Origin of the sequence: Verrucosispora sp. WMMD703 (genome assembly GCF_049178935.1) — a bacterium.
GTDB classification, from domain to species: domain Bacteria; phylum Actinomycetota; class Actinomycetes; order Mycobacteriales; family Micromonosporaceae; genus Micromonospora; species Micromonospora sediminimaris.
This window is the reverse complement of sequence record NZ_JBMHMM010000004.1, coordinates 6312140-6324495: the sequence shown is the minus strand read 5'-3', so window position 1 is coordinate 6324495 and position 12356 is coordinate 6312140. Positions and strand designations below refer to the sequence as shown.

The 12356-nt window shown below is 72.2% G+C and carries 9 protein-coding genes and 1 pseudogene; 7 read left to right on the top strand and 3 right to left on the bottom strand.

Going from position 1 to position 12356, the window contains the following annotated elements; translation table 11 throughout:
• The first annotated feature begins 41 nt into the window (after positions 1–41).
• The 3 genes and pseudogenes from ACN26Z_RS29405 to ACN26Z_RS29395 all read left to right on the top strand — a co-directional run bounded on the left by ACN26Z_RS29405 (position 42) and on the right by ACN26Z_RS29395 (position 3821).
• Positions 42–1109, top strand: a complete 1068-nt coding sequence (locus tag ACN26Z_RS29405; RefSeq protein ID WP_282236588.1) for a zinc-dependent metalloprotease — start codon at positions 42–44, stop codon at positions 1107–1109.
• A gap of 16 nt (positions 1110–1125) precedes the next feature.
• Positions 1126–2118: pseudogene (gene tilS / locus ACN26Z_RS29400) on the top strand (tRNA lysidine(34) synthetase TilS); the annotation flags it as partial.
• A gap of 68 nt (positions 2119–2186) precedes the next feature.
• Positions 2187–3821 carry a gamma-glutamyltransferase family protein gene (locus ACN26Z_RS29395; protein ID WP_421464398.1) on the top strand — a complete coding sequence of 545 codons (1635 nt, stop codon included), beginning with the start codon at positions 2187–2189 and terminating at the stop codon, positions 3819–3821.
• 26 nt (positions 3822–3847) lie between these two features.
• Here the strand turns inward: ACN26Z_RS29395 and ACN26Z_RS29390 are convergent, their stop codons facing one another.
• Positions 3848–4810 (bottom strand): GlxA family transcriptional regulator, encoded by a 963-nt coding sequence (locus ACN26Z_RS29390; RefSeq protein ID WP_421464396.1) that lies wholly within the window; start codon positions 4808–4810, stop codon positions 3848–3850.
• A gap of 92 nt (positions 4811–4902) precedes the next feature.
• Between ACN26Z_RS29390 and ACN26Z_RS29385 the strand changes: the two genes are divergently transcribed.
• The 4 genes from ACN26Z_RS29385 to folE all read left to right on the top strand — a co-directional run bounded on the left by ACN26Z_RS29385 (position 4903) and on the right by folE (position 8901).
• Entirely contained in the window at positions 4903–5100 is a 198-nt protein-coding gene (locus ACN26Z_RS29385) for a hypothetical protein (protein ID WP_421464749.1), read from the top strand.
• 99 nt (positions 5101–5199) lie between these two features.
• A complete protein-coding gene (gene hpt / locus ACN26Z_RS29380; protein ID WP_093410109.1) occupies positions 5200–5775 on the top strand; it encodes a hypoxanthine phosphoribosyltransferase in 576 nt (191 codons plus the stop codon).
• A 406-nt stretch (positions 5776–6181) separates the two neighbouring features.
• A complete protein-coding gene (ftsH, locus tag ACN26Z_RS29375) occupies positions 6182–8200 on the top strand; it encodes an ATP-dependent zinc metalloprotease FtsH (protein ID WP_093409891.1) in 2019 nt (672 codons plus the stop codon).
• Positions 8201–8238: 38 nt separating this feature from the next.
• Positions 8239–8901, top strand: a complete 663-nt coding sequence (gene folE, locus ACN26Z_RS29370) for a GTP cyclohydrolase I FolE (protein WP_282240666.1) — start codon at positions 8239–8241, stop codon at positions 8899–8901.
• 15 nt (positions 8902–8916) lie between these two features.
• Here folE and ACN26Z_RS29365 read toward each other — a convergent pair whose 3' ends face one another.
• Together ACN26Z_RS29365 and ACN26Z_RS29360 are read right to left on the bottom strand one after the other, a co-directional pair.
• Positions 8917–9627, bottom strand: a complete 711-nt coding sequence (locus ACN26Z_RS29365) for a hypothetical protein (RefSeq protein WP_421464393.1) — start codon at positions 9625–9627, stop codon at positions 8917–8919.
• Positions 9624–12179, bottom strand: coding sequence for an FtsK/SpoIIIE domain-containing protein (locus tag ACN26Z_RS29360; protein WP_421464391.1), 2556 nt, complete (start codon positions 12177–12179; stop codon positions 9624–9626). Before ACN26Z_RS29360 ends, ACN26Z_RS29365 begins: the two co-directional genes overlap by 4 nt.
• Positions 12180–12356: the final 177 nt, after the last annotated feature.

Below are 12356 nucleotides of genomic sequence, written 5' to 3'. Positions count from 1 at the left end.
GCCGGCCGGGTGGGTGTCGCGGCGCGGGTACGGTGGGTTGCATGGCGCAGTTCGTGGACTGGGATCTGGCTACCGCGACGGCGGGGGCCCTGGGCAAGTCGGGCCCCCGGGTGACGTACGCCGAGGCCACCGAGGTGGTTTCCGAGCTGCGCCGGTTGACCGAAGAGGCAGCCGGGCACGTCGCCGACTACACCGGGCTGACCTCGCAGGTGACCCATCCGCCGGTGCGCGTGGTCGATCGGCGGGACTGGGCGGCGACGAACATCGCCGGCCTCCGCGAGGTGATCACCCCGCTGGTCGGCCGACTCGCTCAGGACAAGCAGCCCGGTGCGCTCACCGAGGCGATCGGTTCCCGGGTGACCGGGGTGCAGGCCGGCACCGTGCTGGCCTACCTTTCCGGCCGGGTCCTCGGGCAGTACGAGGTCTTCTCCGCCAATCCGGGGCAACTGCTGCTGGTCGCGCCGAACATCGTCGAGGTCGAGCGCAAGCTGGGCGCGGATCCACGCGACTTCCGGCTCTGGGTCTGCCTGCACGAGGTGACCCACCGGACGCAGTTCACCTCGGTGCCCTGGATGCGGGCCTATTTCCTCGGTGAGGTGCAGGCGTTCGTCGATGCCGCCCAGGGTGGCGAGCACCTGCTGGAGCGGCTGCGTCGGGGGGTGAGCACCCTCGCTGACGCCGTCCGCGACCCGCAGAGCCGGTCCAGCGTGCTGGACATCGTGCAGACGCCCGGTCAGCGGGCCGTGCTGGACCGACTGACCGCCCTGATGACCCTGCTGGAGGGGCACGCCGAGTTCGTGATGGACGGCGTCGGGCCGCAGGTGATCCCGAGTGTGGAGCGGATCCGGTCCGCCTTCAACCGACGGCGCGAGGCCGGCAACCCGGTGGAGAAGGCGATCCGGCGGCTGATCGGCATCGACGTCAAGATGCGGCAGTACGCCGAGGGCCGCAAGTTCGTGCACGCCGTGGTGGACCGGGTCGGCATGGCCGGCTTCAACCGGGTCTTCGAGTCGCCGCTCACCCTGCCCCGACTGTCCGAGCTGAGCGAACCGGACGCCTGGGTGGCGCGGGTGCACGGACCGGTCGGCCCGGTACCGACCGCCGGCTGAGCGCGTCGCCGCACCGATGGCCCCACTCGCACCGCCGGTGGCCGCGATCCGGATCGCGGTCCGTCGCGCCCTGGCCGACCTGCCGACGGACGGTCCGGTGCTGGTCGCCTGCTCGGGCGGCGCCGACTCGCTGGCCCTGGCCGCGGCCACCGCGTTCGTGGCACCCCGGGCGGGCCGCGCCGCCGGGCTGGTCACCGTGGACCACGGGTTGCAGGCCGGGTCGCGGCACCGGGCCGAGGCGGTGGCGCGCTGGGCGACCGAGGCCGGCCTGGCTCCGGTGGAGGTGGTCCGGGTCGAGGTTGCCGGCCGGCCCGGTGGCCCGGAGGCGGCGGCCCGGGACGCCCGCTACCAGGCGCTGGCCGAGGTCGCCAGTGGGTACCGCGCTTCAGCACTGCTCACCGGCCACACCCGGGACGACCAGGCGGAGACGGTCCTGCTCGCGCTGGCCCGGGGTGCCGGCCCCCGTGGACTCGCCGGCATGCCGGCCCGCCGGGACCTGGCCGGCACCCCACTCGTACGGCCGCTGTTGGAGATCGGGCGGGCGGAGACCCGTGCCGCCTGCGTGGCCCTCGGGCTGGTGCCGTGGGACGACCCGCACAACAGCGACCCGGCCTACGCCCGTTCCCGGGTCCGGGCCGACGTGCTGCCCGTGCTGATCCGGGCGCTCGGACCGGGCGTGCTGGACAACCTCGCCCGTACCGCCGCGCTGGTGGCTGCCGACAACGCGGTCCTCGACGAGCTCGCTGTCGAGGCGCTGAGCCGGGCCCGGCATCCCGCCGGTGGCCTGGCCACCCGGATCCTGGCGGAGCTGGCGCCCGCCGTGCGCGGTCGGGTGCTGCGCGCCTGGGCCCACGAGCTGGGCGCCCCGCCGGCCGCACTGTCGCACCGCCACGTCGCCGCGCTCGACGCGTTGGTCACGGCGTGGCGCGGCCAGCGAGCCAGTTACCTGCCGGGCGGGCTTCGGGTGCTCCGCCGCGACGATCGGCTGGTGTCGGAGTCGTCACCGGCTTCGCCGGCCGACCCGGCACCGGTGTCCGAGGCGGTGGAGTCAGCGCCCGACGATGCGGTGGTCGAAGGGTGACCCATCCCCGGCAACCGCTGTACGCGCCGCGTGGCGCCGTGGCCACCAGCCACCCGTTGGCCATGGCCGCCGGCCTGGCGGTGCTGCGTCGCGGTGGCAACGCCGTGGACGCCGCGCTGGCCACCGCCAGCACGCTCGCCGTCGTGCAACCTCCCTCGAACGACATCGGCGGTGACCTTTTCGCAATCGTCTGGGACGGCCGCCGGCTGCACGGCTTGAACGCCTCCGGCCGGTCGCCCGCCCGGCTGACCCGGGACCTGGTACTCGCGGCGACCGGCGGTCGAGGCGTCGAACCCGCCGACGCGTTGGGCGGCGCACAGGCGGTCGGCCCGGCGATGCCGGCCCGGGGCTGGTTGCCGGTGACCGTACCGGGCGTGCCGGCGGGCTGGCGCGACCTGCACGAGCGGTTCGGATCGCTGCCCTTCGCGGACCTCTTCGCCGACGCCATCGGTTACGCCGAGCAGGGACACCCCGTCTCCACCACGACAGCGGCGGCCTGGTCCCGCGCGGTCGTCGGGCACGCCGGCCTGACCGGTCCCGAGTACGCGGAGTTCGGGCGGGTGTTCGCAGCGGGTGGGCGGGCTCCCCGGGCGGGCGAGCGGTGGCGCAATCCGGACGCGGCCCGGACGCTTCGACTGATCGCCGACAGCCGGGCGGAGGAGTTCTACCGGGGGCGGATCGCGGCGACCCTGATCGACCATGCCGCCCGTACCGGTGGGCTGCTCACCGCGGCGGACCTGGAGACCCACGCCAGCGTCTGGGTCGACCCGGTGTCGATGCGTTACCGGGACCACGAGGTCTGGGAACTGCCGCCGAACGGGCAGGGACTGGCCGCGCTGCTCGCCCTGGGCATCCTGGACGGATTCGACCCGGCCGACGAGTCGCGGTGGCTGCACCGGCAGATCGAGGCGGTCAAGCTCGGCTTCGCCGACGCGCATACCCATGTCGCCGATCCCGACCTTGCTCCGGTCCCATCCGGACTGCTCACGCCGGAACATCTGGCGCGGCGCCGCGCGACGGTCTCCGACGCGGCGGCCGACCCGGTGACCGACGCGCCGGAACGCGGTGGAACGGTGTACCTCTGCACGGCCGACGAGAGCGGCATGATGGTCAGCCTGATCCAGTCCACCTACCTGGCCTTCGGCTCGCACGTGGTGCTGCCCGGGTACGGGTTCGCGCTGCAGAATCGTGGTCTCGGTTTCCGGCTCGACGTAAACCATCCCAACGTGGTCGGCCCGGCGAAGCGGCCGTACCACACGATCATCCCCGGTTTCCTGACCCGGCAGGGGTCGCCGGTGGGGCCGTTCGGGGTGATGGGTGGGCACATGCAGCCGCAGGGCCACGTACAGCTCGTCTCGGGGACCGTGGACGCGGGCCTCGACCCGCAGGCGGCGCTGGATGCCCCTCGCTGGTACTGGCACGCGGGTCGTTCGCTGCTGGTCGAGGAGCAGTTGATCGCCGGGCCCGGCGGTGCCGCGCGGCTGGCCGACCTGCGGGACCGGGGGCACCAGGTGACCGTCGCGCCCGATCCCACCGTCTTCGGCTACGGGCAGGCGATCTGGCGACGCGACGACGGGGGATACGTCGTCGGTTCCGAGCCCCGGGTAGACGGCGGTGCCGGCGGCTTCTGACAGCTGCGCGACCGGCCGGTGACCGGTCAACCGGTCGGAGCACGATCGCGGAACGTGGAGCGGTACGCCTGCGGCGTGGCGCCGACCCGGCGGGTGAAGTGGTGCCGCAGGGCGGCGGCGTCACCGAAGCCGGCCCGTTCGGCCACCCCCTCCACGGTGAGCGTGGTGTCCTCCAACAGCCGGCGGGCCAGCAGGACGCGTTGGTTGGTCAGCCAGTCGTGCGGGGTGGTGCCCGTCTCGGCCCGGAACCGGCGAGCGAAGGTCCGTGGCGCCATCCCGGCCCGCGCGGCCAACTCGTCGACGCTGGTCTGCCGGTCCAGATGGCCCATCAACCACTCCAGTACCGGTTCCAGGGTGGGCGCCTCGGGTGCCTTCGCGATCGGCGCCTCGATGTACTGGGCCTGTCCGCCGTCGCGATGTGGCGGTACCACCATCCGTCGGGCGAGCCGGGTGGCGGTGGCCGAGCCGTGCGCCTGGCGCACCAGGTGCAGGCAGGCGTCGATACCGGCGGCGGTGCCCGCGCTGGTGAGCAGGCGACCGTCCTGCACGTAGAGCGAGTTGCAGCGCACCCGGGCGCTCGGGTGACGGCGCTGCAACTCGTCGACGTGCCGCCAGTGGGTGGTGCACTCCCGGCCGTCGAGCAGTCCCGCCTCGCCCAGCAGGTACGCGCCGGCACACACGCTGAACAGGTACGCGCCCCGGTCGGCGGCGCGACGCAGCGCCTCGTGGACCTCGGCCGGTGCGGTGGTGGTCGGGTCGTGGGCGGGGACGGCCACCAGGTCCGCCTGCTCCAGCGGATCCAGGTCGGCGTTCGGTACCAGGTGAAAGCCGGCGGAGGTGCGTACCGGGGCCTGCCCGGGTCCACACACGTCGAAGCGGTAGCCGGGCAGTCCGTCGGCGGTGCGGTCGGTGCCGAACACCTCGGCGAGCACGCCGAGTTCGAACGGGGCGACGCCGTCCAGGACGAGTACGGCCACGGAACGAAGCATGTGACGAGGGTAACCGTAGGAGTGGCAGGAAATCGAGTAGGAGTGGCATTCCTGCCACTGTCCGGGGAATGGCGGGGTACGCAGACTGGTAGATGTCCGGTGCGCACCGGCGGCGACACGACAACCGCAGACGCCAGAAAGCGAGCGCCGCCATGGGTTTCCTGTTCTTCCTGTTGTTCTTCCTGACCCTCGCCCTGCTGTCCGCCCTGGGGCTGACCGCCGACAGCCGTGACTCCGCGGACTGGAAGCCCTCCGACGGGGGCCGCAGGTGGCAGTCACGCCACTGCTGAGGCGAATGTTCCCTTCATCCGAAAAATCACTGGGCGGGGCTGCCTCGAAACGGGCGGCCCCGCCGACGGTGAACCCGGGGCGTACGGCAGGCTATGGTCATGGCTGACGGCTCCTGGTACGACGCCGACATCGACCACGTGATCATTTCCGAGGCGCAGATCCGCGAGAAGACCGCGGAGCTGGCCAAGCAGGTCTCCGCGGACTACTCCCACGTCACCGACGGGCTGTTGCTCGTCTGCGTACTGAAGGGCGCGGTCATGTTCATGGCCGACTTCGCCCGGGCGCTGGGCCGGCACGGACCCCCGGCCGAGCTGGACTTCATGGCCATCTCCTCGTACGGGCAGGGCACCACCTCCTCCGGCGTGGTGCGCATCCTCAAGGACCTCGACCGGGACATCGCCGGTCGGCACGTCGTCGTCGTGGAGGACATCGTCGACTCCGGGCTGACCCTGTCCTGGCTGCTGCGCTACCTGGAGTCCCGGTCGGCGGCGAGCGTCGAGGTGGTCGCGCTGTTCCGCAAGCCGGACGCGGTGAAGGTGACGGTTCCGGTCCGGTACGTGGGCTTCGACATTCCGACCGAGTTCGTCGTCGGGTACGGCCTCGACTTCGGTGAGCGCTACCGGGAGCTGCCGTACGTGGGGGTGCTCAAGCCGGAGGTCTACGCCCGCTCCTGACCGTGCGGCGGCGTCGCGTCGGGGTGCCGCCGGACCGTCAGCCCTCGTCGCGGAACCGTCGACGCCCCCGGCCGCCACGCCGCCGGGCCCGACTGTCGCCGCGGGCGCTTCCGCCCGACATTCAGCCGACTTTCAGCTGATCGGACTACCTTTGACCACGGTGACCCGGGGATCCGACTCCGGGCCACGCCGGCTGACATCCGGTTCGCCGTGCGCGTAAGTGCTGGGCTCGCCAGCTCATATCGGTCTCGCACGGTGTACCGTCGAATGACCGTGGCGCGGCAATCGCGTCCCGGGGTCGAGGCCGGCCCGCACGGCGGCTCCGGCAGCCGCCCAGGCGGCGACACCCACAGTCGGTCAGGACGTCGATCAGGAGGATGCGGGCGTCTCGGCGCTCGACAACAGCATGGAACGTACGCGTTTCTTCCGCCGACCGGTGTTCTGGGTCATCCTGGTCATCCTCGGCGCCGTCGTGCTCAGTCAGTTGTTCACCGGTGGACCCAGTTACCACCGGGTGGACACGTCCGTCGCGCTCGACCAGCTCAACAAGGGCGGCATCGAGAAGGTCGTCTTCCAGGACAAGGAACAGACGATCCAGCTCGAGCTGGCCGAGGAGACCGAGTTCGGCGATACCACCACCAAGCTGATCGAGGCCCAATTCCCCTATGAGGTCGGCGACGAGGTCTGGAACCAGGTCCTCGACGCCAAGGCCAACAACCGGGTCACCGGGCCGGCCGACACCGAGGTGTCGTCCGACAGCATCTGGGTCAGCCTGCTGGTCAACCTGCTTCCCATCGTGCTGCTCGTGCTCCTGCTGCTGTTCTTCATGTCGCAGATGCAGGGCGGCGGTTCCCGAGTGCTCAACTTCGGCAAGTCCAAGGCGAAGATGATCACCAAGGACACGCCGAAGACGACGTTCGCCGACGTGGCGGGCTCCGAGGAGGCCGTCGAGGAACTGCACGAGATCAAGGACTTCCTGCAGAACCCGGCGAAGTACCAGGCGCTCGGTGCGAAGATCCCGAAGGGCGTGCTGCTCTTCGGCCCGCCCGGCACCGGTAAGACGCTGCTCGCCCGAGCGGTGGCCGGCGAGGCCGGGGTGCCGTTCTACTCGATCTCCGGTTCCGACTTCGTCGAGATGTTCGTCGGTGTCGGTGCCAGCCGGGTCCGTGACCTGTTCGAGCAGGCCAAGGCGAACGCGCCCGCGATCGTCTTCGTCGACGAGATCGACGCCGTCGGCCGGCACCGTGGCGCCGGCATGGGCGGCGGCCACGACGAGCGCGAGCAGACCCTGAACCAGCTCCTCGTCGAGATGGACGGCTTCGACGTCAAGGGCGGCGTCATCCTGATCGCCGCCACCAACCGGCCGGACATCCTCGACCCGGCGTTGCTGCGTCCGGGCCGGTTCGACCGGCAGATCCCGGTGGACGCTCCCGACATGGAGGGCCGCAAGGCCATCCTGCGGGTGCACGCCAAGGGCAAGCCGTTCACGCCCGACGTCGACCTCGACTCGGTGGCCAAGCGGACGCCGGGCTTCAGCGGCGCCGACCTCGCCAACGTGATCAACGAAGCGGCCCTGCTGACCGCCCGGAAGGACCAGCGGGCCATCTCCAACGACTCGCTCGAGGAGTCGATCGACCGCGTGATCGCCGGCCCGCAGCGTCGTACCCGGGTGATGAGTGACCAGGAAAAGAAGATCACCGCGTACCACGAGGGTGGGCACGCACTGGTCGCCTGGGCGCTGCCGCACGCCGCACCGGTGCACAAGGTGACGATCCTGTCCCGGGGCCGTTCCCTGGGCCACACCCTGGTGCTGCCCACGGAGGACAAGTACACCCAGACCCGCGCCGAGATGGTCGACACCCTGGCGTACGCGCTGGGCGGCCGGGCCGCCGAGGAACTCGTCTTCCACGAGCCCACCACCGGTGCCGGCAACGACATCGAGAAGGCCACCCAGCTGGCCCGCGCGATGATCACGCAGTACGGGATGAGTTCCAAGCTCGGTGCCATCAAGTACGGCACCAGCGGCGACGAGCCGTTCCTCGGTCGCAACATGGGCCACGAGCGGGACTACTCCGACGCGGTCGCCGCCGAGATCGACGGCGAGATGCGGGCACTCATCGAACTGGCCCACGACGAGGCCTGGGAGATCCTGGTCGAGTACCGGGACGTGTTGGACAACATCGTGCTCGAGCTGATGGAGAAGGAGACCCTCTCCACCGCCGACATGGCCCGGATCTGCGCCCGGGTGGTGAAGCGACCGCCGATGGCCCCGTACAACGGCTTCGGCAAGCGGCAGCCCTCCACCGAGCCGCCCGTACTCACCCCGGCGGAGAAGGACGCGCTGAAGGTGCAGGCGGAGGCCGACGGCGCGGAGGCGACCGTCGGTGGCGGCAGCTCCAACAACTCCTCGGACGGTTCGCACTGAGCACCGACGACACGGCGGCCAGTTCCCCGCAGCGGGGACTGGCCGCCTCCGCCACCGAACCCGACACCGATCGCCTCGACTACATCGCCGCGCGGCTGATCAACGGCCGGCTCACCGGTCGTCCCGTCGAGGACACCATGGACCTCGGCCGGATCGAGAAGGCCGTCCGCGAGATCCTCATCGCGGTCGGGGAGGATCCCGACCGCGACGGTCTCCAACAGACCCCGGCCCGGGTCGCCCGGGCGTACGCAGAACTCTTCGCCGGCCTGCGCGTCGACCCGGCCACGGTGCTCACCACCACCTTCGAGGCCAACCACGAGGAACTGGTGCTGGTCCGGGACATCGACGTGATGAGCCTCTGCGAGCATCACCTGCTGCCCTTCCGGGGCAGCGCCCACATCGGCTACATCCCCGGTCCCGACGGCCGGATCACCGGGTTGTCCAAGCTGGCCCGGCTGGTCGAGGTCTTCGCCCGGCGTCCCCAGGTGCAGGAGCGGCTCACCTCGCAGATCGCGGACCTGCTGATGACGCGGCTGGCTCCGCGCGGCGTGGTCGTCGTGCTCGAGTGCGAACACATGTGCATGGCGATGCGGGGCATCCAGAAATCCGGTGCCAAGACGATCACGTCTGCGGTGCGGGGCACCCTGCAACACGACGCCAAGTCCCGGGCCGAAGCGATGGCGCTGATCATCCCCCGCTGACCGATTGTCGGTTGTTCAGGACGACAGCATCGCCAGCACGATTCCCGCATTGACCACCACGGCCGGGACCAGGCAGACCAGCGCGCCGAACCGGGGCGTGCGATCCACCCGCCCACCCGGGCCGGGCGGGAAGCAACGGCCCACCGCGAACCACCCCAGGCCGAACGCGACCGCCGGTGCCGGCAGCCCCACCAGCAACGCCAACCCGGTCACCGCACCGGTGCCGGCCAGCGCATACACCACCGCCAGAAGCACCGGAACGAGCAACCCCAGCGGCCCGTACACCAGGAGGTTGCGGGCGCGCGACGGCCAGTGCGCGACCTGGGACAGGCCGCGGGCGGCGAGCGTGTCATCCGCTCCGACAGCCCACCGTCGGGCATCCCGCAACGCCGTCAACACCGCCGCCGGGCCGCCGCTCATCGACCGGGTCGCCTCCGCGAGCTCTGGCGGTGTCGGCACCAGCGAGATCGGGGGTACGCCCAGCTCACGTAGTCGGCTCTCCTGTGGTGCCAGCCGGGTGCGTACCGCGGCGAGCTCCTCCCGCGCGGCCTGGACCGCGCGGGCCTGCTCGCCCGCGGCGGTCGCCGCGCCACGGCGTACCCCGTCGAGCTGCCGGGCGGCGGCGAGATAGTCGGACCAGGCGGCCCGCACCGAATCCCCCGGTGCGCCGGCCGAGCGCTGCCGAACCGTCCCGGGGGTGGTGACCGGCGCCTGATCGAGAGTCATCTGGATTCCCCCTGCACGCTGCCGGGCACGTCGTACGGAACCAGCACCACGCCTCGCTCCGCCGGCCCGTCCCAGAGCACCACCCGGTCGGGTCGAGGTCGCCACTCCACCGGGCGGCCGAAGATCGGAGTGAGCTGGGCCCCCGGCACGCCCGCCACCGCCACGGCGGTCAGCTTGTCCACGGTCTCGTCCGGTTCCATAAGCGTCGCGAACGACGGCACCGTACGCCACCAGCCGAGCAGGTGCTGCCCCGCCGGTGGCCCGTCGCGCAGCAGGGCCCGCAGTCTGGCCGCCGACAGTTGCTCGGGCGGTGCCACATCCAGCCCGAAGACGATCAGGTACGCCGGCTCACCGGCGTCTGCCACGGCGACCAGGCCGGTGAGGTCGACCCGGTCGACCTGGTGGCGTTCGGCCAACTCCGCGACCAGAGCATCGGCCAGGTGCCCAGCCTCGGCGTCCGGTACGGCGACCACGAACCGCGCCGTACCCGCCGGATGGTGGGCCGCCGTGCTGTGCGCGGCTGTCGCCAACAGACGACACGCAGCCGGCCGCGGACCGAGAACCGCGAGGTTGCGCCCAGCCGCCGGTCCGAACGGCACCGCCGCGGTGCTGCGCGCGACATCCACCGCCCGGCCGAGCAGGGCGGCCGGAGCCGTCGACTGCCCCGCGACGGCTGCCCGATAACGCGGATCGTTGCTCAGCACCGGCCGCGCGTACCCGGCGAAGACGACGGGTGGCGTCGCGTTCGGCGGCCGGGCCGCCCAGAGTCGGTGGCGCAACCCGGCCACCGTCTCCGGCTCGTCAGCCGGGTCGGGGAACCGCACCATCCGCTCATGACCTCGGATCGCCCCGCGGGGACCGCCGAGACCACCGGCGGTGTTGACCACCGCGCTGCCCACCGGCAGGCCGGCTGCGGCGTCGTTGGTGGGTGCCAGCACCGCCCCGCCGCCCGGCAGCGCCACCCGCACCGGGAACTGGCCCAGCAGGGAGTCCCGCTGCCCACCGTCCGATCGGGTGCCCAGACCCAGGTCGCCCTCGCCAGCCAGCACCAGATGAACCCCGTACGCCCGCCCGGTCCGGGCGAGTGCGTCCAACCGCGCGGCCACCTCGGCGGAGAGGCGATCCCGTTCGGCGAAGAGCAGCGGCAGGTTCTCCAGCACACAGACCACCCGGGGGAGCGGGCGATGCTTCCGCAACTCGGCGAAGCGCTGCCCACCCGCGCGCGCGGATGCCTCCGCGCGTCGATGCACCTCGGCGGTCAACTGGTCCACCAGATCCAGTACGTACTCCCGGTCGGCGGCCATCGCGGCCGCCCGGACCTGGGGGACCCACGATCGGTCCCGCTCCGTCTGCAGGAACTCGGCAAAGGACTCGCCGTCACCGAGGTCCACCAGGTACAGCGACAACTCGTCCGGGCCGTACCGCGCGACGAGCCCCAACAGCGCCGTGGTCAAGAAGGTGGACCGGCAGCCCCGCGACCGGCCGCTGACCAGCCAGTGCGGGGTCAGCTCGGTGAAGCCGAGGGAAACCGGTCGGCCACCCGCATCGCCAACGGTGCTGCTGAGCCCCTCCGTCCCGGCCGCCTGCCACAGCTCGTCGGCGGGCGGCAGCAGGTGGGACAGGGAGAGCCGGCTGCCGGCCTCGATCTGGGCCGCGATCCGGCGGCACACGGTATCGACCAACTCGGCCGGCGGATCCGGGTCGACGAAGACCGGCGAGTTCAGCCCTCCGTCGGTGCCGCCACCGGCGAACGCCCCGCCCGGCGGATCACCGAGCAACGCGTAGGCCGTCCGCATGGCCAGCGGCGTAGCCCTGGGCAGTGCGGCCCGGGTCGTTGACCACCCCGCCACCACCAGGTGCAGCCCGGCCTCCGGCCCCTGCTCGGCGAGCGTCTCGATCCGCGCGAGATCGCCCGGCCGGTACGGTTCGGGCAGCGCGGCCAGCACCAGCAGCAGCGCACGGTCGTGCCGGCGAGGACCGGCGGCGTCCGGCGCCACCCACCGCTCCGCCTCCGCCAGCACGGCCTGAAGACCGTCGGCGTCCGTGGCCGGCGGGGCAAGCACCCCGGCGTCACCGAGCGCCGCGAACGGCGCCAGCGTGACACCCGTGGCGTCCACCGCCCGTACCAGCAGCGCGCCGGCCGGTGTAGCCGCCAGCATCCGCAGCAGTACGGCCCGCAGCAGCCCGGCGACCCGTGCCTCGTGCGCGTCGGCGTCCACCACGAGGTGGCCGCTGCCGAACATCGGCACCAGCGCCGGGAAACGTGCGTCGTCAAGCGGGGCGGCGGTGCCCACCCGGACGAACGACGGCGGTCCCTCCCCGGCGGGATGCGCCGGCTCGACCGCGTCCAGCGTGGACCCGGCCCAACCAGGGGCGAGGACGGTGGCCGCCTGGCGCAGCCGCTCGGCCAGCGCGTACTGGCGGCGCTGGTCGGCCGGGACGGGACGGGTCTCGTCGAGAACGTTCGTCGCCGCCGTGACCGTCGCGGCGGCCCGGCGGTGCAGCGCGGCGGCGCGGAGCGTCCGTGCCTTCGGACCGCCCACCGTGTCCACCCCCTCCGCCCGAGGTCGGCACCCACTCGCCGGGCAGCAACGACGGTATCCCAGCGATGGCTCCACCTCCGGGAAGTGCGTCGGCGCTGCGTCGGTGTTGTCATGGATCTCACCCATCGGCAGCGTTCGGTCACGATCTGCCAAATCTGGGGCATTGGGTCCTGGGCCGGCAGCCGC

Bases quoted from the DNA above. Each gene is read 5' to 3' on its own strand.
- ACN26Z_RS29390 (WP_421464396.1), bottom strand. From the start codon at position 4,810: ATGCTTCGTTCCGTGGCCGTACTCGTCCTGGACGGCGTCGCCCCGTTC.
- ACN26Z_RS29365 (WP_421464393.1), bottom strand. From the start codon at position 9,627: ATGACTCTCGATCAGGCGCCGGTCACCACCCCCGGGACGGTTCGGCAG.
- ftsH (WP_093409891.1), top strand. From the start codon at position 6,182: ATGGAACGTACGCGTTTCTTCCGCCGACCGGTGTTCTGGGTCATCCTG.
- ACN26Z_RS29385 (WP_421464749.1), top strand. From the start codon at position 4,903: ATGTCCGGTGCGCACCGGCGGCGACACGACAACCGCAGACGCCAGAAA.
- hpt (WP_093410109.1), top strand. From the start codon at position 5,200: ATGGCTGACGGCTCCTGGTACGACGCCGACATCGACCACGTGATCATT.
- ACN26Z_RS29405 (WP_282236588.1), top strand. From the start codon at position 42: ATGGCGCAGTTCGTGGACTGGGATCTGGCTACCGCGACGGCGGGGGCC.